Source organism: Saccharopolyspora ipomoeae, assembly GCF_029952525.1.
In the GTDB taxonomy this organism is placed as follows: Bacteria; Actinomycetota; Actinomycetes; order Mycobacteriales; family Pseudonocardiaceae; genus Saccharopolyspora; species Saccharopolyspora ipomoeae.
In genome coordinates this window covers 36,308-58,169 of sequence record NZ_JASAOF010000004.1, presented here as the reverse complement: position 1 = coordinate 58,169, position 21,862 = coordinate 36,308, and the positions used below count along the sequence as shown (strand labels likewise).

Below are 21,862 nucleotides of genomic sequence, written 5' to 3'. Positions count from 1 at the left end.
CGCGGAGGTTCGGTTCGTGCATGCCCTGGATTCGTGTCCCGCGCGCGTGCGGATTGCTCCTGTGACCACGAACACGTTCACCAGTCCGACCCCGCGCCCGCGACGAATGGACGAGGAGGAGGCATCCGACCCGGGAGGCGAGCGTGGCGCTGATGAGCACGACCCGCAGCGGAGCTGCGGACATCATGGAGGAGATCGTCGGTGGCACCTTCGGCGTGCCGCTGCCGATCGGGGTGCGCGCCTGGGACGGCAGCACCGCCGGTCCGGCGTCGGGACCGCAGGTGGTGCTGCGCAGGCGGGCGGCGCTGCGGCACTTCCTGTGGAGCCCGGGTGAGCTGGGGCTGGCGCGCGCTTTCGTCTCAGGGGACCTCGACGTCGACGGTGACCTCACCGACGGGCTTCGCCGCTGCTGGGCGGCGGTGCGCGAGCACGGGATCAGCGGATGGGGAATGGGTGCGCGCGAGTGGCGGGACGTCGCGCGGGCCGCACTGCGCCTGGGCGCGGTCGGCCCGAGGCCGCGCATCCCGGCAGCAGAGGCGCGGTTGTCCGGCCGGTTGCACACCCGGTGGCGCGACCGCGCGGCGATCGCGCACCACTACGACGTGGGCAACGACTTCTACGCGCTGCTGCTCGACCCGGCGATGGCTTACTCCTGCGGATACTTCCCGACCGGTGGGGAAGACCTGCCGACCGCGCAGGAGGCCAAGCTGGAGCTGATCTGCCACAAGCTCGGGTTGCGGCCCGGCATGCGACTGCTCGACGTCGGTTGTGGCTGGGGCTCCCTGCTGCTGCACGCCGCCCGGCACCACGGCGTCGAGGCGACCGGGATCACGTTGTCGCGCAGCCAGTTCGAGCACATCGAGCGCCGGGTGACGCAGCTCGGCCTGCAGGGGCGGGTGCGCGTGTGGCTGCAGGACTACCGGGAACTGGCGGGCGTGCCCTACGACGCGGTGGCCAGCGTGGAGATGGGCGAGCACGTCGGGGAGTCCCGGTACGACGAGTACGTCGCCACCCTGCACCGGATGCTGCGCCCGCGCGGTCGGCTGCTGCTGCAGCAGATGTCCCGCGCCGGCGCGGCGGCACCGGGCGGTGGCGCGTTCATCTGCTCCTACATCGCCCCGGACATGACGATGGTCCCGGTGGGGCGCACCCTCGAACGGCTCGAAGCGGGCGGTTTCGAGGTGCGCGACGTGGAGTCGATGCGGGAGCACTACGTGGCCACCGTGCGCGAGTGGGCACGCACACTCGACGAGCAGCACGAGCAGGCAGAGCGGATGCTCGGGCCCGAGCAGCACCGGGTGTGGCGGCTCTACCTGGCCGGCGGGCAGCTTGCCTTCGAGGAGAACCGGATGGGAGTGGACCAGATCGTCGCCGTGCGACCGGACGAGCGGGGAGCCAGCGGGATTCCGCCGGTGTTGCGGGAGGTCGTGCGATGAGCTCGGCCGTCGCCATCGCGCTGGCGCTGGCCGTCGCGCTGTTCGCGGTGACCGCGACGTTCGCGCTCGCCCGACCGCGCGGACGCTACGACACCATCGACACCACCTGGGGAGCGGGTTTCGCGCTCATCGCGGCCGTGTCGTTCGCGACCGGGCGGACCGGTGCGCTGCCCGCGGCGCTCGTGGTCGTGTGGGGGATCCGGCTGGCGGTGCACCTGCACCGGCGCAACTCCGGGCTGCCCGAGGACCCGCGGTACGTGACGATGGCGGCACGCGCGCGCCGGTTCCCCGCGTTGCGCATGTTCGCCCGCGTCTACCTGGTCCAGGGCGTGGCGATGTGGTTCGTCGCGCTGCCCGTGCTGTTCGCCGGCCCCGGCATCGGGGCCTGGAGCGCGGTCGGCACCGCCGTGTGGGCGGTCGGGATGTTCTTCGAGGCGGTCGGCGACGAGCAGCTGCGGCGCTTCCGAGCTGACCCCGCCAACGCCGGGAAGGTCCTCGATCGCGGGCTGTGGCGCTACACGCGCCACCCGAACTACTTCGGCGACGCCTGCGCGTGGTGGGGCGTCTACCTGATGGCCTGCCAGCACTGGCCGGGTCCGCTCACCGCGCTCTCGCCGGTGCTGATGACGTGGCTGCTCGCGCGGGGCACCGGCAAACCCCTGCTGGAGGAGCGGTTGCGCGAGCGGCGACCGGGTTATGCCGACTACGTCGAGCGCACCAGCGGTTTCCTGCCGATGCCGCCGAGAAGGCGCTGAGCCCGACCAATCCGGCCGGGACCTCGCGACGAACGAGGGGCATGAGATCAACCGCGATCCGCGCGCTTTCCGGGATGCTGGCCGTCGCGTCGGCTCTCGCCGCCGGGCACCTGCTCTCCGGGCTGGTCGAGCAGAACGCCTCCCCGTTCCTGGCCGTCGGGAACACCGCGATCGACCTGACCCCGGAACCGGTCAAGGCGCTGGCCATCCGGTGGTTCGGCGAATCGGACAAGCTCGTGCTGCTGGCGGGGATGGCGGTGGTCATCGGTCTGCTTGCGGCCGTCGCGGGGCTGGTGTCGCGCAGCGGGCCCGCACCCGGCGCGGTGCTGATCGCCGCGTTCGGGCTGCTGGGCGTCGTGGCGGCCGCGGCCCGGCCCGACGTGGGCGTGCTCGGGATGTTGCCCTCGCTGGCCGCCACCGTCGCCGGGGTGGGCGCGTTCGTCGCCCTGCACCGGTCCGCGTCCGAAGCCGAGCCGCCGGCGGGGCGGAGGCGGTTCCTGCTCACCGCCGGTGGTCTTGCGGCCGGGTCGTTGATCGGGGCTCTCGGCGGCTCCGCGCTGGCGCAGCGACCGGACGGCCGCGCGCGCGAAGCGCTCGCCCGTCGCGTTCCGGCGCCGCAGCCGATTCCGGGAGGCGCGGACTTCGCCGCCAACGGCACCCCGGCGTTCCGCACCTCGAACGCCGATTTCTACCGCGTGGACACCGCGCTGGCGGTTCCCCGGGTGGATCCGGATTCGTGGCGGTTGCGGGTTCACGGCATGGTCGATCGCGAGCTCGCGCTGTCCCTCGACGACCTGCTCCGCCGCCCGCAGGAGACTCGCACGATCACCATGACGTGCGTGTCCAACGAGGTCGGTGGTCCCTACACGTCGACCGCCGACTTCACCGGGGTGCCGATCCGGGACGTCCTGCGCGAAGCCGGAGTCCGTCCGGGAGCCGAGCAGGTCTTCAGCACCAGCATCGACGGGTACACCGCGGGCACCCCGGTCGACGTGCTCGCCGACCCGGACCGCCCCGCGCTGCTCGCCTACGGCATGAACGGAGAACCGCTGCCCGCCGAGCACGGGTTCCCCGTCCGGATGGTGACCTCCGGGCTCTACGGCTACGTCTCGGCCACCAAGTGGCTGGTCGACCTGGAGCTGACCACTTTCGACCGGGAGACCTACTGGGAGCAGCGGGGTTGGGCGCAGCGCGCGCCGATCAAGGCGCAGTCCCGAATCGACCGGCCGAAACCGTTCGAGAAGGTGCCCGCCGGGCGGTTCACCGCGGCGGGAACGGCGTGGGCGCAGCCGCACGGCATCGCCCGGGTCGAGGTCCGGGTGGACGGCGGCCCGTGGCGGGACGCGCAACTGTCCACAGAGGTCTCGGGCCACACCTGGCGGATGTGGCGCGCCGAGCTCGAACTCCCTCCCGGTGGGCGAACCGTGGAATGCCGGGCCACGGACCGGGCGGGCACCACGCAGACGCCGCAACGGGTGCCGACCGTCCCGGATGGAGCGACGGGCTGGCACTCGATCTTCTGCACCGCGAGATGACTTCCGAAATCTGCGCGATCGAACCAATCCCGCGCCGCACCTGGTCCGAATCCCGGATGACCGATGTTCGACAGAGGAGATGATGGTCCATGACCGCACTTCGCCGCACTGCCCTCGGTGCCGGTGCTGCGCTGCTCACCTTCGGGCTCGCCGCCTGCAGCGGGCAGTCCGCGCAGCAGCCGGCGGACGAGCCGCAGGCTCCCCCGCCACCGCCCCCGGTGCCGGCGGCGCCGATGCAGCAGGGCACGACCACGGCCGCGGACGTGTTCGGACCGGGTTGCGCCCAGGTTCCCACCGACCCGTCGAATCCCGGCTCGGTGCAGGGCATGATCGATGATCCGGTCGGCACCGCGGCCTCCAACAACCCGCTGCTGACCAAGTTGACCGCCGCGGTGAAGTCGGCGGGCCTGGTCGACACGTTGAACAAGTCCGACGCGCAGTACACCGTGTTCGCCCCCGCGGACCCGGCGTTCGACGCGATTCCGCCCGATCAGCTGCAGGCGATGCTGACCGACCCCGCCCAGAAGGAGGCGCTCACCAGCACCCTGACCTACCACGTGGTCCCGCAGCGGATGACCGCCGACGACCTGGGCAGGGCGGGCACCGTCGACACCGTTCAGGGCGGGCAGGTCAAGATCGAGGGATCCGGCGACCAGCTGAAGGTCAACGGTGCGAACGTGCTGTGCGGCAACGTCCCCACCGCCAACGCGACGGTCTTCGTCGTCGACCAGGTGCTCATGCCACCGCGCTGAGCGAGCGGGGCGAGCTCGGGCGCACCGAGCTCGCCCCGTCTCGCGGGTGGTTCAGCGGACCCGGCAGCAGGAGCGCGAAGACCGCCGATGATGTTTCCTCCGCGTCAATGTTCTGTTAGAAGCAGCACGAACGTTCTGCGTTGCCGACGACGAGGAGACTTCGCCCGTGATGAGCCGCGATCCGGATGGTCTGCAGTTGACAGCCGATGTCTACCGGGCCATCCAAGCCCGTGACGGGCACCAGCCCGAGTTCGGCCAAGCCGCCTACGAGGTCCTGGAGTCGTTGGAGCCGGCGCTCGCGCGGCGCCCCGAGTACCTGCGGTCCGGCGTGCTCGAACGGCTGTGCGAACCTGAGCGGCAGATCATCTTCCGGGTGCCGTGGATCGACGACGCGGGTGCGGTCAAGGTGAACCGGGGTTTCCGCGTCGAGTTCAACTCCGCGCTCGGGCCGTACAAGGGCGGACTCCGGTTCCACCCCTCGGTGAACATCGGCGTGATCAAGTTCCTCGGTTTCGAGCAGATCTTCAAGAACGCGCTCACCGGGCTGCCGCTCGGCGGCGGCAAAGGAGGTTCCGACTTCGACCCCAAGGGCAGATCCGACGCGGAGATCATGCGGTTCTGCCAGTCGTTCATGACCGAACTGCACCGCCACCTCGGCGAGCACACCGACGTGCCCGCAGGTGACATCGGGGTCGGGCGCCGCGAGATCGGGTACCTGTTCGGCCAGTACAAGCGCATCACCAACCGCTACGAGTCCGGCGTGCTCACCGGGAAGGGACTCGACTGGGGCGGGTCGCAGGTGCGGACGGAGGCGACCGGGTACGGCACGGTCTACTTCGTCGAGCAGATGCTGCGTGCTCGTGGAGACCGGTTCGACGGTCGCCGCGTGGTGGTGTCGGGGGCGGGCAACGTCGCGATCCACGCCGCGCGGAAGGCCGAGGAGCTCGGCGCCACGGTGGTGGCGATGTCGGACTCCGAGGGCTACGTCGTGGACGAGGCGGGCATCGACGTCGAGGCGGTGCAGGAGCTCAAGGAAGTCCGCGCCGGGCGCATCAAGGAGTACGCCGAGGGCCACGACCGCGCCGAGTTCGTCGAAGCCGGTTCGATCTGGGACGTGCCCTGCGCGATCGCGCTGCCCTGCGCCACCCAGAACGAGCTCGACGACGAGGCCGCCCTCGCCCTGGTGCGCAACGGCGTGGTCGCGGTCGGCGAGGGCGCGAACATGCCGACGACCCCGGCGGCGGTGAAGATCTTCCTCGACGCCGGGGTCGCCTTCGGACCGGGGAAGGCGGCCAACGCGGGCGGTGTCGCCACCTCCGGGCTCGAAATGCAGCAGAACGCCTCGCGGGATTCCTGGTCTTTCGAGGACACCGACGCGAGGCTGTCGAAGATCATGGCCGACATCCACAACGGGTGCCGGGCGACGGCCGAGGACCACGGAGCCCCCGGCAACCTCGTCCTGGGTGCGAACGTCGCAGGCTTCACCAGGGTCGCCGACACGATGCTCGACCTCGGAGTCATCTGAGGGCGCTTCGCCGGTTCGATCGGCGGTGGTCCTCGTCGTCGAACCAGGAGCCCGCGCCACCGCGGGCGAGCCGGGGACGCGCCGTTCCCCGCTCACCCGCGCGTGTCGGCGAGGCGGTTCGGCACGACATCGCCGAAAATCACGGATCTGGACCGTGACGCCGGAGCCCTCCCGCGCATCGGACAGTTCGTGATCGAAACGCAAGAGGCAGAGCGCTCGGAGGAGGGGGTCGTGCCGCACAAGGTCGTCGCACGGCTCCGGCACCCGCGCAACCGGCGGCTGCGGGGCCTGGTCCGGCTGACCGCCCGCACCGTGGAGAGCAGCGGCCGCTACCGGCTGACGGGCCTGGCCGGGGAAGCGGCGTTCTTCACCCTCACCTCCCTGCCGCCGGTCCTGCTGAGCGTGGTCGGCACGCTCGGCTACCTCGCCGGCTGGCTCGGCCGGGAGGGCACCATGATCGCGGTCGAGGAGACCTTGGTGCGGGCCGCCGGGACGGTGCTGTCGCCGCAGGCGATCGACCAACTGCTGCGGCCGGTGCTGGTCGAAGTCCTGGGTTCGGGACGGGCCGGGATCATCTCGATCGGTTTCGTGCTCGCGCTCTGGTCGGGGTCGACCGCGCTGAACGTCTACATCGACACGATCTCGGTGGTCTACGGCCTGGGCGGGCAGCGCGGCGTGGTGCGGCAGCGGTTGATGTCGGTGCTCGTGTACGTGGTGGGGCTGCTGGTGGCGCTGGTCCTGCTGCCGCTGCTGGCCGTCGGCCCGGCGGTGATCGCCGGGTGGGTCCCGCAGGCCGCGGGGCTGGTGTACGGGCTGTACTGGCCGCTGATCGTAATCGGATCGATCGCGTCGCTGAGCACGCTGTACATGGTCTCGGTCCCGATCCGCACGCCGTGGCACGAGCACGTCCCGGGCGCCGCGGTGGCGCTGGTGGTGTGGCTGCTGGGCAGCTTCGCGCTGCGGATCTACCTGAACGTCAGCCTGGAGAACTCGCCGGTCTACGGCGCGCTGGCCGCCCCGATGGGCGTGCTGCTGTGGCTGTACGTCACGGCGTTCGCCGTGCTGCTCGGCGGCGCGGTCAACGCCGAGCTCGACACCGTCCAGCCGTCCCGGGAGATCGCCATCGCCCGGCGGGCCGTCCGCGCGGGGGGAGGCACTTCGTGAACCGGCGCCCGAGAGCGCGCCGCGCGCCCGCGCGGCCGGAGAAGCACCTGGTGAGGACGCTGGCGGAGTCGCCGCGGTGGAGCTGCGGGAGATCCCGGACGTGACCGGGCGGGACGATACCGACCGGGACCTGATGGCCGCCGCCCAGCGCGGGGACGGCGTGGCCTTCGACGAGCTGGTCCGTCGGCACACCAACACCATGTACCGGGTCGCGTACCGCATCCTCGCGGACGCCGCGGAAGCCGAAGACGCGGTGCAGGAGGCGTGGGTCGCCGCGTGGCGCTCCCTCCGCCACTTCCGCAACGAGGCGGCGCCCACCACGTGGCTGTACCGGGTGGTGACCAACGCGGCACTCGCCCAGGTCCGGCGGCGCAAGCCGACGGTGCCGATCGACACCAGCGACGAGTCGATGAACCACTTGATCCCCGACGACGGGACGGGCAACCCGGAGGGCCACGCCGTGCGTTCGGAGGAGGCCGATCTGGTGCACCGGGCGATCGCCACCCTCGAACCGTCGCAACGGGTGCCGCTGGTGCTGCGCGAGTTCGAGGGCATGTCCTACGAAGAGATCGCCGAGGTGCTAGAGGTGAACACCGCCGCGCTGCGATCCCGGCTGCACCGCGCGCGGTTGGCCCTGCTGACGAGGTTGGAGGAGATGCGCCGTGGGTGAAGCGTCCTTCGACCCCGAGCAGCGGCTCAGCTGCGGGCACACCATCGGCGAGCTGGTCGAGCACCTCGCCGGGGACGCGCCGCCGGAGTTCGCCGCGCACGTCGCGAGCTGCCCGCACTGCCAGGCTGCCATGGCGGGCTTCGGTCCTGGCTGGGCCCCGGTCCGCCGCGCCGCGGAGGTCGCCGTCGAAACGCCGAACGGCCTGCTTGATCGGGCGTTGCTCACCGCGCGGCGCGCCCGGGGGCTGGACAGCGGTCCGTTGATCGAGATCGCGCAGGACGGCGGTGCGCTGCGCGTGACGCCGCACGCCGCGCTGGTGCTGGCACGACGGCTGAGCGCGGAACTGCTCGCGAACGTCCCCGGCGCCCGCGTGCTGGCCTGCACCGGCGACTCGCAGGAGATCTGCGTGGAGCTGGAGGTGAGCTACGGATCGGCGGCACCCGAGCTGGCCACGAGACTTCGGACGGATCTGGAGGACGCGCTGCGGGTCACGCTCGGTCCCGGCGTTCCGGCGGTGTGGGTGCGCATCGCCGATGTGGTGCCCCCCGAGGCGACCTGACGGTTGAGGTGTGTTTCAGCTCACTCTTCCGTCACGGTCGGTCGGGCACCCGCATCTGACTGTTCGTCGGCAGCGACCCGGCCCGTGAACCGCACGGCCCGGCCGCGAGCGATCGAGCGGAAGGAATCAGCAATGGCCCAGTCGAGCGGAAGCACCAACCAGCGCACCGAGACCCAGACCACCCAGCCGTCCGGGGGTTCTTCGCTGACCACCGGTTCCGGCGTGGTCCCGGCCCGACCGGCGGACGAGACGTCGCACGGCAAGACCACGATCGCCGCCGCAGTGGTGCAGAAGATCGCGGGGATCGCCGCGCGCGAGATCTCCGGCGTGCACGCGATGGGCGGCGGGGTCTCCCGTGCGTTCGGCGCGATCCGCGAGCGCATCCCGGGCGGCAGCGGCACCTCGTCGACCTCGGGCGTGCAGGTCGAGGTGGGTGAGAAGCAGGCGGCGATCGATCTGGACATCGTCGTGGAGTACGGCGCGTCCATCGTGGAGATCGCCCGCGCCGTTCGCGGCAACGTCATCAACGGCGTGGAGCGGATGACCGGTCTGGAAGTCATCGAGGTCAACATCGCGGTCAACGACATCCACCTGCCCTCGGACGACGACGAATCCGGCGACGGCGTTTCCGCGGGGGCGTCCGCCCGCGTCGAATGATCGTGCGCTTCCCGGAACGTGGTTCGACGAGCAGGGAGGTTGTGGCGATGAACGGTGCGCAGGCGGGGGTGCTGGCCGGGTTGATCCTCGGTGTGGCCGCCGCGGCAGGAGGTTTCACCGGTTTCCTGGTGGCGCTGGTGCTCGGAACGATCGGTTTGGTCGTCGGCCGGGCGCTGGACGGGGAACTGGACGTCGATGAGCTCCTCGGCCGGGGCAGGGACCGTTGAGCGCCCCGGCCGCCGAGCGGAGCGCAGCGGAGGTCGAGTCCGCTCGGGTCCCGGAAGAGCGCGGATCGCTGCGGATCGACCGCGGCGTGCTTCGCAAGATCGTCGAGCACGCCGCGGCCCGAGTCCCGGGAACCGAGCGCACCCGACGTGGTCCGAGGGCGACGCTCTCCGGGCCGGACGCGGAGCTGCGCATCCGCTTGGACCTGGCGGTGGGCTACCCGGCGCCGGTGCGCGAGACCGTCCGCGCGGTCCGCGGCGCGGTGCGCGACGAGCTGACCCGGCTTGCCGGTGCCGGAGTGCTGAACGTGGAGGTCACCGTCTCCGCCTTGGTGCCCGCCCAACGAGATCGAGTGGAGTGAATCCCGTGCGCGTCGTCGTCCGTTCGCTCACGTCGCTGGCCGGGCTGGTCGTCGTGGCCGCCGGTGCGCTGCTGGTCGTGGAGATCGTCGGAATCTGGTTGCGACCGGGCTCCGGCGGGGTGCTCGTGCCCTGGGCGGACGCCCGGCCCGAGTTGACGGGGTGGACCTGGCGCGACGTCCCGGTGCTGGTCGTCGCGGCCGGCTGCGTGGTCGTGGGCCTGGTGCTGCTGGTGGTTTCGCTGTCCGCGGGGCATCGAGCGATCCGGTTGCTCGACCCGGCCCCGGAAGTGACCGCGACGTCGGATTCGCGTTCGCTGGCCCGCTTGGTCGGGCACCGGGTGCGAGCCGAGGACGGGGTGGCGGCTGCTGCGGTGACCGCGCGTCGGCGACGGGTCCGGGTGAAGGTGACCGGGCGGTTCCGCACCACCGGTGACCTGCGCGAGCGGGTCGCGGAAGCGGCGTCCGCCGCAGTCGGGACGCTGCCGCTGCAACGCAGCCCGCGCGTGTCGGTGTCGGTCTCTCCGGCGAAGGAGCGGTGATGGAACAGGTGGGAGGACCGGTGGACGACGCGAGGCCGAGCAGCACACCGGTCGGACGATCGTTGGGCTTCGAACGCTCGCTGCTGATCGTGCTGGCGTTCGTGCTGCTGGCCGCCGGGGCGTCGGCGCTGGTGGTCGGACTGGGCCTCCTCGGGCGGTTCCGCGCGGAGCGGCCGGTGCTGGACCCGGTGCTGCAGGACTGGGTCGGAGCGAACCGCGTGCCCGCCCTCGCCGCGGGCGTTGCCCTGGGAGTGCTGCTGGTGGTCCTCGGAGGCTGGTGGGTGCTGCGCTCGCTGCGCCCGGAGCGGCGACCGGACGTGCTGCTGGCGGACGAGTCCGGTGGTTCGGCCATCGTCACCGCCGTCGCACTGGCCAACGCGGTGCGCGACGACGCCGAGCAGGTCACCGGGGTCAGCAGTGCCCGGGTGCGGATGGCGGGCACCGAGAACCGGCCGCACCTGCGGCTTGCGCTGTCCTTGCAGGAGGGCGCGGACGTGCGCGGCGTGTGGGCCGAGCTGGACGAGAAGGTCCTGGCGCGAGCCCGCCGGGCGTTGGAGGCCGAGCGGCTGCCGGCCGCGGTCCACTTCCGCCTGGAACGCGCGGCCGGTCGCCGGGTCACCTGACCGGCTGCGGTGGCGAGGCCATGGACTCCACGACCTTGGTGGTGTGGCGGAAGGCCCAGAGGACCACCAACGCCGCCAGGGCAGTCAGCGGTGTTCCCATGGCGATCTTGGCGAAAGCCAGCCAGCCCGTGGCGTCTTCGAGGTAGAGCCATTCCTTGACCACGAAGCGGGCTGCGAACACCGCCAGCACCGCCAGCGACGCCAGGTAGTGGGCGCGGAGAGCGGACCGGTTCCGGCGCCAGGTGTTCCCGCCGCCGTGGAAGAGGCTCCAGATGACGCCGGTCAGCGGGCGACCGACGAGCATCGAGGCGAGCACGACCACCGCCCCGGCGAGGCTGGCCCAGATCCCGATCAGGAAGAAGTCCTTCGCCGACCCGGTCAGCGCCGCGACACCGCCGGCCGCAGCGATGGCGATCACGCCGCCCAGGGCCGAGGAGAGGCGTTCCCCGCGCAGCACCCGCACACCGGTGAGCACCAGCGCCGCCGCGAGGGCGACGCCGATCGCAACCATGAGCGGCAGGAACGGGACCGCGGTCACGAACACCACCACCGGCAGGGCGGTGTAGAGCATCCCCATCGGCCCGCCGACACCGTCGACCAGGGCCTGCTTCACGTCGGTGGGCTTCTCGGTCGCGGTCATCGGGCGTCTCCTATGTGGCGGGCGAGGAAGCGGTCGGCGGCGCGGAACATGGTCACCCGGTTCTCCGGGTTGACCACGGCGTGCCCCTCGTCGGGGAACACCAGGTATTCGACGTCGAGGCCGCGAGCGCGGGCCGCCTCGACGATCAGGTCGGATTCGCCCTGCACGACGCGGGCGTCGTTGGCTCCCTGCACGACCAGCAGCGGCGAGCGGATCTTGTCGACGTGGCTGATCGGCGAGCGTGCCAGCATGTCGGCCTCCTGCTCGGGATCGGCCGGGTCGCCGACGTAGCGGAACCAGTTGGTGATCAGGGCGGGTTTGACGAACTCGGGCTGGGTGCGCATGAAGTTCGCCAGGTCGGAGATGCCCACGTAGTCGACGACGGCCGCGAACCGGTCGGGCGTGAACGTGGCGCCGACCAGCGCCGCGTAGCCGCCGTACGAACCGCCCATGATCGCCACCCGGTCCGGGTCGGCGTAGCCCCGCTCGATCGCCCAGTCCACGGCGTCGATGAGGTCGTCGTGCATCTTGCCCGCGAACTCGCCGATCGCGGCCTGCATGTGCGCCTTGCCGAACCCGTCCGAACCCCGGAAGTTGACCTGCAGCACCGCGTACCCGCGGTTGGCCAGCAGCTGCACCAGCGGGTTGAAGCCCCAGTGGTCGCGGTGCCACGGCCCGCCGTGCACCAGCAGCACCATCGGCAGCCCCGAGGGCTCCGCGCCGACCGGCAGCGTCAGGTACGACGGCAGCTCCAGCCCGTCGCGCGCGTTGATCGTCACCGGTGTCATCGGGGCCAGCGACTCGGGGTCGAGGTGCTCGTAGGGCTTGAACAGCAACCGCTTCTCGCCCGTGGCGTGGTCGTAGAACCAGGTCGCGCCCGGATCGCGGTCGTGCTGGAACGACACGATCCAGCGCTGCCCGGCGTCGTCGGACGACAGCTCGCCCACATCGCCGTCGGAGAGCTTCTCCAGCTCGGCCAGCACCTCGGCGAAGTGCGGGTCGATCGGGCGGATCTCCTGGCGCGCGCCCCGGTAGCGGGCGCCCAGCAGCTCGCCGCGCCGGTCGAGGACGAACGTCGCGGGCGCGGTCGGGAACACCTTCGGGATCGGGTCCAGGTCGAACGTCGGGTGGCTGTCGACCTCGGTCCGCTCGCCGGTGGCCAGGTCGACGCGGACCAGCCGCGAGCGGTCGCCGTCCTCGTACGAGCCGATCCACATGCCGGTGCCGTCGGGCGTCATCTGCGACAGGTGGCCCACCGGGTGGTCGGCTCCCGGGAGCAGCACGACGCGGTGCAGCTCGCCGTCGGCGTCCGGGCGCAGCAGTTCGAGGTCGCCGTCGGCGGTGAGACCGGTGACGAGCAGTTCACCGGAGGCCTGGAACCAGCTGCGTCCGAGCCCGGGACTCCGGCCGAGCAGGGTGAGCTCGCCGGTGGCGACGTCGAGCTCGTGCAGGTCGAACTCGGCCGGGGTGCGCGCGTTGAGCAGGACGGTGAGCTTGCCGGGCCGGCCGATCGACGGTTCCGCCGAGACGACCCGGGCTCCTGGGAACGGCGTCAGGTCCACCGCGGGCACGCCCGGGGCGTGGACGTCGGCGCGGTGCAGGTGCCAGTTCTCGTCGCCCCCGGAATCCTGCAGGTAGAGCAGCCAGCGCGGGTCGTCGGCCCAGTGGAAGTTCTCGACGCTGCGGGTCTCGTCGGCGGTCACGCACAGCGGTTCGGAACCGGGTTCGAGGTCCTGCACCCACACGTTGAGGCGGTTCTTCCACGGCGCGAGGAAGGCGATCCGGGTGCCGTCCGGCGAGATGCGGGCTTTGAGCCGGTGCGGGTCGCTGAACAGGCTCTCGACCGAGAGGTGAGCGGGTTTCATGGTGGTTCCCCCATGTCGGTGTCGGTGGAACCAGTCCAAGGCGTGCCGCTGCGGCATGCTCAATAGCCTGGAGCGGTGATGCGCGTCACGGTTGACCGTGCCGCAGCGGCACGGTTTTCACTGGAACCGCAATCCACGAGGGACGAGGAGAGACCGGTGGCCTGGAGCACCCGTGAAATCGCCGAGCTGGCGGGCACGAGCCTGCGCGCGGTCCGGCACTACCACGAGGTCGGGCTCCTCGACGAGCCCGAACGGCGGGCCAACGGCTACAAGCAGTACGGCGTCGCCCACCTGGTGCGGCTGCTGCGCATCAAGCGCCTGGTCGACCTCGGTTTCTCGCTGTCCCAGATCGCCGCCATGGGCGACGCCGACACGCACCCGGAGGAAGCCCTGCGCGCACTGGACGCGGAACTCGCCGCCACCATCGAACGACTCCAGCGGGCCCGCGTCGAACTCGGCCTCCTGCTGAACCAGTCCGCACCCACCGACCTGCCGCCCGAGCTCGGGCCGGTCGCCGGCGACGTGGAGATGACCGAGGCGGACCGCAACTTCCTCGTCGTGATGTCCCGGGTCGTCGGGCCGCGAGCGCTGGAGACCTACGCGGAGATGCTGCGCACCACCGCCGAGGAGGCCACGCTGCCGGAGTTCGACCACATGGCCCCCGACGCCGACGAGGCCACCCGGCAGTCGGTGGCCGAGACCCTCGCCGAACTCACCCGAGGTCTCTACGAGAAGCACCCCGGCCTGCGCGACCTCGACGCCGACGCCCCGGGCGGCGCCCGACACGCCTGGCAGACAGCGGGCAAAGCCCTCGTCGACCTCTACAACCCCGCCCAACTCGACGTCCTCACCAGAGTCCACCACCTCGTCCGCGGCGCCTGACGGCTCTGGGGGCGGGACATTCCACGCGAAATGCCGTTCGTTGGGGGTAACGACATTTCATCACCCGATCACGCCCCACCTTCGGTTGGTGCGTGGTCACCAGTGGACAGTTTTAGCCATAATCACCCATGATCAATGTCCCTTTTGTCCGGACAGTTATGGCTAAAACCGTCACCTGCCGAGGGGGAGCTTCACCGCAACCTCGGTGCTCTCGCTCGATCGTGTGGTGTGGGGGTGTCAGCGGGGTGTGCGGGGGTGAGGGCTGCTGTGAGGCCGAGGAGGGTCAGGCCTGCGGTGGGGAAGGCGACCGCCCAGGGAGCGGTCTCGGCGTAGTCCAGGGACTGGGCGAGGATCGCGCCCCACTCCGGGGAGTCGTGCGGAGCCGCGAGACCGAGGTAGCCGAGGCCCGCCAGGGCCAAGGCGTTGTGCGGCAACCGGATCAGGGCGTGGCGCAGCACCGGCGGCAGCACCGACGGGACCAGGTGGCGGCGCGCGACGTGCGCGCGTCCGGCGCCGGAAGCCCGTGCGGCGCGGACGAATCCCGCGTCGCGGACCTCGGCCACCAGCGTCCGCGTGTGCACCGCCAGCGGGATCCACGCCACGGCGCCGACCGCGACCAGGGCACCGGCCATCCCGGGCCCGGCGACCGCGGCGACCACGATCCCGGCCAGCACCGGCGGCACCGCGTTGAGCACGTCGGCCACGCCGGCGCGAGCGCGCGTCATGCCCACGACAACCCCGATGACCAGCGAGATCGTGCCGATGACGAGTGATCCGCCGATGCTCAGCAGCGCGCCGTGCCCGAAGCGGGCCAGCAGGTCCCGGCCCAGCGCGTCGGTGCCGAACGGGTGCGCCGCCGTCGGCGGCGCGAGCCGGTCGGTCAACGAGATCGCGCTCGGGTCCCGCAGCAGCCCGGCCACCACTGCCACCGCCAGCACCCCGGCCGCCGCCAGCGCCCAGCGCGCGCTCCCTCCGGAGTCCGATGTGGACTGCGGCAGTCCTGCGCCGCGGAGCGCCGGGCCCAGCATCCATCGGTGCGCGAGCACCCCGACCCCGCCGAAGGCCAGGCCCAGCAGCGCGAGCACGATCACGCAGCCCTGCACCACCGGCAGGTCCTGGGCCAGCACCGCGTGCAGCGCCGTCGCCCCGAGCCCGGGGATCGCGAAGACCGTCTCGACCACGATGCCCGACCCCAGCAGCCCGACGAACAGCAGCACCAGCTGCGGCACCGTCACCGCCACCGCGCGCCGCAGCACGGCCCGCAGCACCACCCGGCGGCGCACGCCGTTGGCCCGCCACACCCGCACCCACGGCTCCGACAGCGCGCCGTCGATCGCGCTGGCCAGCACCCGGCTCAACGCCCCGGCGGCCGGAAGTCCCAGTGCCAGCGCGGGAAGCGGCATGTTCGCCGGACCCGTCCAGCCCGACGTCGGCGCCAGCCGCCAGTGCACGGCCACCACCACGAGAAGGCCTGCGGCCAGCAGGAACTCGGGCAACGCCGCCAGCACCGCGCCGACGGCCACAGCGCCCCGCCCGACCCCACCGGTGCCGCGCGCCGCCCGCCGCAGGCTCGGGGCGAGCACCAGCAGCGCGCACACCAGCGACACCAGGGCGGCCACCAGCGCCAGCGTCACCGAGACACCGATGGCCGGACCGACCGATTCCGACACCGGCACGCCGCTGACCCAGGAACGCCCGAAGTCGCCGCGCACCGCACCGCCCAGCCAGCTCAGCGCACCGGTGAGCGGGTCGTCGGGAATCCCCGCCTCGCGGCGGATCGCGGCGAGCACCGCCGGGTCGAGCTCCTGCTCGGCGGAGCGGGCGCGCAGCACCGTCTGCGCCGGGTCATCGCCGCTGAGCCACGGCAGCGCGCCCACCACGAACGCGGGAACGAGAACCGCTCCTGCGGCCAGGAGCGGGAAGCGCAGGAACCTCATGCGCCGAGCGCGGTTTCGGCCGTGATCAGCCTGTGGTCGAACCCGTCCTGAGCCACGCCGCGCACGCCGGGAGCGACGCCGATGCGGGTCCGCTCGTGCGCGATCGGCACGACCGCGTCGGTGCCGATGACCTGCTCGGCGATGCGCACCGCGGCGCGCTCGCGCTCCTCGATCGGTGCGGAGCGGGCCGCGTCGACGGCGGCGTCGATCGCCGGATCGCACAGCCGCGACAGGTTGTAGGCGCCGTCGCAGGTCCAGTCGCTGCTCAGGTAGCTGATCGGGTCGCCGGTGTCGACGGAGTAGTTGCGGGCCCCGATCACCACGTCGTAGCTGCCGGAGAGCAGGTCGGACTCGATCGTCGAGTACTCCTGCGCGACCACGTCGCTCACCTGGAACCCGGCGGCGCGCAGGTTCTCGGCCACCACCGAGGCGATCTCGGGCAGCTCGGGGCGCTCGTCGTAGGTGGCGATGCGGATCGTGCCGCGCGCCGCCCCCGGTGCCGTCGCGGGACGCGGCGCCTCCCCGGCCCACGGGCTCGCGGGCCCGAACAGCCCTCGCGCGGGATCCGCCTGACCTGCGTAGACGCCCTGGGCGATGGCGACCGGGTCGATGGCCTGCCGCGCCGCCGCGCGCGTCGCCGGATCGGCGAACACCGCCGAGCGGGTGTTGAGGTGCGCGCCGACGAGCCGGGGCAGCGGCACGTCGAGGACCTCGTTGCCGGAGACGGTCGGCAGCTGCGAGACCGGCACGGTGTCGACCACGTCGACCTCGCCCGCGCGCAGCGCGTTCGCGCGGCTCGCGCCGTCGGCGATGAACCGCGCGTCGATCCCGGCGGTCTTCGGCGGCCCGCCCCAGTAGCCGGGGTTGGCGCTCAACGTCGCGCCGGAGGTGCCCTGCACCGAATCCAGCGCGTAGGGGCCGGTTCCGGCGCGCACCGGGTTCGGCGCGGCCGGGTCGGCGTAGGCCGATGGCGCGAGGATCGCCAGCTGGGGCGCGGTGAGCCGCTGCGGCAGGATCGGGTCCGGCTCGGCGGTGGTGATCTCCAGCGTCCGCTCGCCCGCGGCCCTCGCCGTCAGCTGCACGCCCTTGATCGCCCGCGGCGGGGTGGTCGCGGTGGTGACGTGGTTGATCGACGCGGCCGCGTTCTCGGCGGTCAGCGGCGTGCCGTCGTGGAAGGTGACGCCGGGGCGCAGGTTCAGCCGCAGCGTGCGGGGATCGGTCTGCTCCCAGCTCTCGGCGAGGCCGGGGCGCGGCATGCCGTCGGCGTCGAGGACGGTGAGGGTTTCGGTGGTGCCGAGCTTGGTGAGCAGCAGCGCGTCGTCGCTGTAGGGCGAGAGGTTCGCGACCGGCTGGAACGACAGCGCCACACCGAGCCGGTTCTCCGCGCCGCCTCCGGGAGCGGCGGCGAAGCAGCCGGAGAGCACGAGCGCACCGGCTAACAGCGCGACGACGCGAGCGAATCGGTGGGGCGAGGGCATGCGGGTACGAACCTCCTAGGGTGCAGGAACACCCAGATTAATGAGAACGACTTTCATTCCTGTACCGCTTGGCGAGTGCCAGCAGCGTGAGGCCACCCACAGCGGGCAGCGCGGCCAGCACCGCCCACGGCACCGGAGCCATCGGCCCCGGGTGCGCGGCCAGGTCGAGCAGCCCGCCCGCGACACCGCTGCCGACCAGCACCGCCAGACCGCCGGCCGAGGCCAGGAACCCGTAGTAGGAGCCGAGATTGCGGCCACCGGCCAGCCGCGGCACCAGGTCCTGGGCCACCGGCACCGCGAGCATCTGCCCGCAGGTCAGCAGCACCACGAACACCGCGGCGGGCACCAGCGACAGGCCACCGGGCAGCGCCCACGGCGAGAGCACCGCGACCGCGGCGAAGGAGAGGCTGAGCAGGCCGAACCCCAGCGGCAGCGCCCGGTGCGCGCCCAGCCGCGTCCGGGCCCACGTCGCCATCGGCAGCTGCCCGAACACCACCAGCACCGAGGCCAGCGCGAACATCCAGCCCAGCGCCCACTCCGCGCCCGACCGGCCCAGTTCCACCGGCAGCGCCAGGTAGAGCTGGTTGTAGCTGAGCAGGTAGGCGCTGTAACCGGCGGCGAAGACCAGGAACGTGCGGTTGCGCGCGATGTCGGCCCACCCCGCCAGCAGCGGCCGCCGCTCGGCGTGCGGGCCGCGCGGCAGGAAGCGCGCGTGCGCGAGAAGGATGATCACGAACACCGCGGCCGCCACCGAGCAGGTCAGCCCGAAGTCGACGCTGAGCAGCGCCGCCCCGAGCAGCGGCCCGGTCACCGCACCGACCTCGCCGCACACCGCGAACAGCCCGAACAGCTCGGTGCGGGTGATGATCCCGCGCTCCTCCAGCTCCGTGCCCTGCACGGCCAGCGCGGACTCGACGGCGGGGGAGAACAGCGCCGCGGCGAAGCCGATCAGCACCGTCCCGATCAGCACCGTCGCGAAATCACCGGCGGCGGCGAGCACGACGAAGCCCGCGATGCGCACCGAGCAACCCGCCAGCACCGTGGGTCGGACGCCGAAGCGGTCCGCCAGCGCCCCGCCGAGCGCGAACATGCCCTGCTGGCTGAACGTCCGCACGCCCAGCACGATCCCGACGGCCCACCCGGCCATCGCCAGGTCGTCGGCCAGGTGCGTGGCGAGGAACGGCACCACCAGGTAGAAGCCGATGTTGAAGGCGAGCTGCGTGAGCAGCAGCAACCGGGCGAGCCCTGGCAGCACCGCGAACCGCGCCAGCAGCGACCAGCGGCCGCGCCGGGTGTCGGTGGCGGTCACGAGCGGGACTGGGGGAGCGCGATCTCGAAGTGAACGACCGGCTCGCCGTCGGGGCGTTCGTCGAGGACCTCCTTGGCGAGGCTCCGCCAGAACGGTTCGGCGCCGTCGATCTCGGGATTGGTGTGCAGGTAGGCGGTGTCGTAGCCGGATTCGGCGGCGAACTCGCAGCACAGGTCCACCAGCGCCCGGGCCAGGCCCCGCCTGCGGTGGGCGGGCCGCACGTAGGTGCGCACCAGCTGCGCGGTCGCCCCGCGCGCGTAGTGCTCGGCCAGCCACAGCGGGTTCGGCGGGCTCTTCGGGCCGCCCGAGCGCACACCGCCGGTGGCCACGACCTCGCCGCCGCGCTCGGCGACGAACAGCGCCTGACCGGGAGTGCGCAGGTAGGTCCGCTCCAGGTCGATCACGTCCACGTGGAACGCGGGCACGTACCCGGTCCCCATCTCCCGGTAGAACGTGTCGAGCATCAACGACCGCGCGCCCTCGACGTCGTCGGGCGCGGCACGCCGCACCGAGTACTCCCCGACCTGGTACTCCCCGCCCTGCCGCACCACGCCACAACCCCCTCAACCGGAACCACTCCGTCCGAGGTTAAACACTCCCCACTTGCTGTAGCAACAACCTGGCAACAACACCGAGACGTAGGTCGCACCGGTCACCGCGTCGAAAACCCCGGTTCTCGCGCGACGAATGCTGCGGTTTTCGCGCGACGAATGTTGCGGTTTTCGACGTGGGGAGGGGTTCGGAGTCAGGAGCGGCGTTGGGCGGCTTGGTCGAGGAGTTCGCCGACGGTGCGGCGGCCGACGGCGTTGTCGCCGTTGAAGCGGCGGAGGAGCTCGATGCGGGCCTCGGTGGCCTGACCCTGGGCCACCTGCAGCAACAACAGGTCCTTGTCCGCGGAGGGGAGGTCGGTCACCCAGGCGCCGAGGGCCTTCGGGTCCAGGGCGTCCTGCAGCGGGGTGCTGTTCTCGGCCGCGACCGCCAGCAGGTCGTCGTCGAGGCGCAGGAACTCCGCCAGCTTCCGCTGAGCCGGGGTGAGCTGGGTCAGGCCCGGCGGCACGACCGGCTCGGGCTCGTTCTCGGCGTCGGTGTCGAAGGCGAACTCGTCGCGCTCCCACGCGCCGTACCCGGCCAGCCACGCCAGGTAGAGCGCCCGCAGATCGCCGTCGATGATCTCGTCGCGCACCGCGGCCAGCTCCGGCAGCAGCTCCTCGTGGTCCGCCGGCGGATCGGCCGGTTCCTCCTCCTCGCTGAGCAGGTCCAGCACCACGTGCTCGTCGGAGCTCCAGACCTCCACCCGCTCGGCGACCTCGAACTCCTCGGCCAGCGCGTCGTCGAGGGCGGTCAGCGGGACGCGCAGCATCAGCCGCCGGGTGCTCCAGGCCGTCACGTGCAGGTGCGCGTCGTAGTAGGACTCGACGAGCACGTCCGGGTCGCCGCGGAACGATCCCTGCTCGTAGACGGCGACGAACGAGGTCTCGTCAACGGAGGCCAGCTCGGAGAGCGCCCGCACCTCGGTCTGCTCGTCGTCGCTCAACGGCCGGTCGACCGCGAGGAACTCGTAGTACTGGTAGTCGCTCACGAAAACCCCGCAGCTCCTAGGGAACACCGAGCCGCCAGGCTACTCATCGGACCCGTCGCGCGGGTGAACACCTCGGCTCGGGCGGGCTTCGCCCGTTGTGATTACTGGCCGCGTCCGGCCGGGGAGGCGCTGGTAAGTATCGATTCCGGGCGAACCGGACCGGTTCGCCAACCCCGAAAAACCTTCATAGTGGAGGAGATCGATCATGAGACGCGCTCGCTGGACGCTGGGTGCGCTCGGCGCGCTGGCGGCACTGACCGTCGCGCCCGCGCTCCCGGCCTCGGCCGATTCCGTGCTCATCACCAAGATCACCAACGTGGCGGACCAGTCCCGCTGGGTCGTCGCCGACGCCGACGCCGCGATCACCGCCGTGGCACCCCAGTCGGTCCCGCAGCCCCGGGCGACCGACCTGTGGGCCATCACCAAGCGCCCCGACGGCTCGATGACCATCGAGAGCAGGCAGAACCACCAGTGCGCGACCGCACCGGGGCGCGCCGGAGGCGAACTGCGCACCGCCGACTGCGACGCGGGCGACGACGCCCAGACCTGGACGGTCAAGCGCCGCAACGACGGAACCGTCGTCATCAGCCCGAAGTCCGCGCCGCACCTCGTCGTCGCGATCCAGCAGACCCCGTCCAAGAGCGGCACCCTGCGGCTCACCGAACGAGAACAGGTCACCAGCGATTCCACCCAGGCCGATCACCACGCGATGGACACCCAGGCGTTCAAGCTCGACATCTGAAGGAGCTGAAAAGGCGGCTGCACCACCGTTTCCGCGGTGGAGCAGCCGCCTTTTTCGCACTGCGCAAGAAGAAGGGTCGGGTTCCCGCGCGCTTGGGGGGACTCGATGCGCGGGAACCCGACCCCTCGGGGGTGCCCGAACCGGCGCGGGATGGGGGGTGTTCGCGCACCGGTCGTCGGACGGGGGGTCGCGGCAGCAGGACCAGGCCCGGGGTGGGACGAGCCCACCGCGAATCAGGTCCTGCTGAGAACCGGGATCAAGCCGTGACGGCGAGCCAGCGGGACCGACCGGCGTGGGTCGGGATCCAGCAGCCGGCGGCTTCCGCGCCGCTCTCCGGCAGCGGTTCCGGCATCGCCAGGAGTTCGTTGATCACGTCGAGGGCGGGACCGTTGGTCCGCCACAGCACGCGGCTGGGGAAGAGCACGTCCGGCTCGTCGGCCGGGATGCGCGCGGCGTCGGCGTCGTTCTCGCCGAACAGCTGCAGGATGTCGAAAACGCCGCGGTGCACGCGGATTCCGACCACAGCGACCAGGCTTCCGCTGGCATCGCGGGGATGCGTGAACTGGAAGTCGCGGGCGACCAGGGCTTGCAGGCCGTTGGTTATGTCGTTCATGGCGCCACCGTTGTTC

23 protein-coding genes are annotated in these 21,862 nt (G+C 71.9%); 15 read left to right on the top strand and 8 right to left on the bottom strand.

Going from position 1 to position 21,862, the window contains the following annotated elements; all coding sequences use genetic code 11:
- The first annotated feature begins 152 nt into the window (after positions 1-152).
- The 13 genes from QFW96_RS09680 to QFW96_RS09620 all read left to right on the top strand — a co-directional run bounded on the left by QFW96_RS09680 (position 153) and on the right by QFW96_RS09620 (position 10,801).
- A complete protein-coding gene (locus QFW96_RS09680) occupies positions 153-1,436 on the top strand; it encodes a class I SAM-dependent methyltransferase (protein WP_281455245.1) in 1,284 nt (427 codons plus the stop codon).
- Entirely contained in the window at positions 1,433-2,191 is a 759-nt protein-coding gene (locus QFW96_RS09675; protein ID WP_281455244.1) for a DUF1295 domain-containing protein, read from the top strand. The genes QFW96_RS09680 and QFW96_RS09675 overlap by 4 nt, the downstream gene beginning before the upstream one ends.
- A 41-nt stretch (positions 2,192-2,232) precedes the next feature.
- Positions 2,233-3,726, top strand: a complete 1,494-nt coding sequence (locus QFW96_RS09670; protein WP_281455243.1) for a molybdopterin-dependent oxidoreductase — start codon at positions 2,233-2,235, stop codon at positions 3,724-3,726.
- Positions 3,727-3,815: 89 nt separating this feature from the next.
- The gene (locus tag QFW96_RS09665) at positions 3,816-4,478 is read left to right on the top strand and encodes a fasciclin domain-containing protein (RefSeq protein WP_281455242.1); all 663 of its coding nucleotides are present in this window, start codon (positions 3,816-3,818) and stop codon (positions 4,476-4,478) included.
- Between the two features lie 196 nt (positions 4,479-4,674).
- Positions 4,675-6,003, top strand: coding sequence for an NADP-specific glutamate dehydrogenase (gdhA, locus tag QFW96_RS09660; protein WP_281455241.1), 1,329 nt, complete (start codon positions 4,675-4,677; stop codon positions 6,001-6,003).
- Positions 6,004-6,234: 231 nt separating this feature from the next.
- Positions 6,235-7,167 (top strand): YihY/virulence factor BrkB family protein, encoded by a 933-nt coding sequence (locus QFW96_RS09655; RefSeq protein WP_281455240.1) that lies wholly within the window; start codon positions 6,235-6,237, stop codon positions 7,165-7,167.
- Positions 7,168-7,300: 133 nt separating this feature from the next.
- On the top strand, positions 7,301-7,837 hold the full coding sequence (locus tag QFW96_RS09650; RefSeq protein WP_281455467.1) for an RNA polymerase sigma factor: 537 nt from the start codon (positions 7,301-7,303) through the stop codon (positions 7,835-7,837).
- On the top strand, positions 7,830-8,396 hold the full coding sequence (locus QFW96_RS09645; protein WP_281455239.1) for a hypothetical protein: 567 nt from the start codon (positions 7,830-7,832) through the stop codon (positions 8,394-8,396). The genes QFW96_RS09650 and QFW96_RS09645 overlap by 8 nt, the downstream gene beginning before the upstream one ends.
- Before the next feature lie 132 nt (positions 8,397-8,528).
- Entirely contained in the window at positions 8,529-9,053 is a 525-nt protein-coding gene (locus tag QFW96_RS09640) for an Asp23/Gls24 family envelope stress response protein (protein WP_281455238.1), read from the top strand.
- Between the two features lie 47 nt (positions 9,054-9,100).
- Positions 9,101-9,280 (top strand): hypothetical protein, encoded by a 180-nt coding sequence (locus QFW96_RS09635; protein WP_281455237.1) that lies wholly within the window; start codon positions 9,101-9,103, stop codon positions 9,278-9,280.
- Positions 9,277-9,639 (top strand): Asp23/Gls24 family envelope stress response protein, encoded by a 363-nt coding sequence (locus tag QFW96_RS09630; protein ID WP_281455236.1) that lies wholly within the window; start codon positions 9,277-9,279, stop codon positions 9,637-9,639. Before QFW96_RS09635 ends, QFW96_RS09630 begins: the two co-directional genes overlap by 4 nt.
- A gap of 5 nt (positions 9,640-9,644) precedes the next feature.
- Positions 9,645-10,178 (top strand): DUF6286 domain-containing protein, encoded by a 534-nt coding sequence (locus tag QFW96_RS09625; protein ID WP_281455235.1) that lies wholly within the window; start codon positions 9,645-9,647, stop codon positions 10,176-10,178.
- On the top strand, positions 10,178-10,801 hold the full coding sequence (locus QFW96_RS09620; protein WP_281455234.1) for an Asp23/Gls24 family envelope stress response protein: 624 nt from the start codon (positions 10,178-10,180) through the stop codon (positions 10,799-10,801). Before QFW96_RS09625 ends, QFW96_RS09620 begins: the two co-directional genes overlap by 1 nt.
- Here QFW96_RS09620 and QFW96_RS09615 read toward each other — a convergent pair.
- Both QFW96_RS09615 and QFW96_RS09610 read right to left on the bottom strand, forming a co-directional pair.
- On the bottom strand, positions 10,794-11,441 hold the full coding sequence (locus QFW96_RS09615; RefSeq protein WP_281455233.1) for a DUF3159 domain-containing protein: 648 nt from the start codon (positions 11,439-11,441) through the stop codon (positions 10,794-10,796). The two genes, QFW96_RS09620 and QFW96_RS09615, sit on opposite strands and share 8 nt — an antisense overlap.
- Positions 11,438-13,306: a S9 family peptidase gene (locus QFW96_RS09610; RefSeq protein WP_281455232.1), complete on the bottom strand. Its 1,869-nt coding sequence runs from the start codon at positions 13,304-13,306 to the stop codon at positions 11,438-11,440. Before QFW96_RS09610 ends, QFW96_RS09615 begins: the two co-directional genes overlap by 4 nt.
- Before the next feature lie 156 nt (positions 13,307-13,462).
- Between QFW96_RS09610 and QFW96_RS09605 the strand changes: the two genes are divergently transcribed.
- A complete protein-coding gene (locus QFW96_RS09605; protein ID WP_281455231.1) occupies positions 13,463-14,188 on the top strand; it encodes a helix-turn-helix domain-containing protein in 726 nt (241 codons plus the stop codon).
- Positions 14,189-14,379: 191 nt separating this feature from the next.
- Here the strand turns inward: QFW96_RS09605 and QFW96_RS09600 are convergent, their stop codons facing one another.
- The 5 genes from QFW96_RS09600 to QFW96_RS09580 form a co-directional block, all read right to left on the bottom strand.
- Positions 14,380-16,125: an ABC transporter permease subunit gene (locus QFW96_RS09600; RefSeq protein ID WP_281455230.1), complete on the bottom strand. Its 1,746-nt coding sequence runs from the start codon at positions 16,123-16,125 to the stop codon at positions 14,380-14,382.
- Complete coding sequence (locus tag QFW96_RS09595; RefSeq protein ID WP_281455229.1) at positions 16,122-17,603, bottom strand: ABC transporter substrate-binding protein; 1,482 nt, start codon at positions 17,601-17,603, stop codon at positions 16,122-16,124. Before QFW96_RS09595 ends, QFW96_RS09600 begins: the two co-directional genes overlap by 4 nt.
- Positions 17,604-17,640: 37 nt before the next feature.
- Entirely contained in the window at positions 17,641-18,912 is a 1,272-nt protein-coding gene (locus tag QFW96_RS09590; protein ID WP_281455228.1) for an MFS transporter, read from the bottom strand.
- Positions 18,909-19,463, bottom strand: a complete 555-nt coding sequence (locus tag QFW96_RS09585) for a GNAT family N-acetyltransferase (protein ID WP_281455227.1) — start codon at positions 19,461-19,463, stop codon at positions 18,909-18,911. The genes QFW96_RS09590 and QFW96_RS09585 overlap by 4 nt, the downstream gene beginning before the upstream one ends.
- Positions 19,464-19,657: 194 nt before the next feature.
- Positions 19,658-20,491: a hypothetical protein gene (locus QFW96_RS09580; RefSeq protein WP_281455226.1), complete on the bottom strand. Its 834-nt coding sequence runs from the start codon at positions 20,489-20,491 to the stop codon at positions 19,658-19,660.
- Positions 20,492-20,696: 205 nt separating this feature from the next.
- Between QFW96_RS09580 and QFW96_RS09575 the strand changes: the two genes are divergently transcribed.
- Entirely contained in the window at positions 20,697-21,233 is a 537-nt protein-coding gene (locus QFW96_RS09575) for an RICIN domain-containing protein (RefSeq protein WP_281455225.1), read from the top strand.
- 256 nt (positions 21,234-21,489) lie between these two features.
- Here the strand turns inward: QFW96_RS09575 and QFW96_RS09570 are convergent, their stop codons facing one another.
- A complete protein-coding gene (locus tag QFW96_RS09570; protein WP_281455224.1) occupies positions 21,490-21,846 on the bottom strand; it encodes a hypothetical protein in 357 nt (118 codons plus the stop codon).
- Positions 21,847-21,862: the final 16 nt, after the last annotated feature.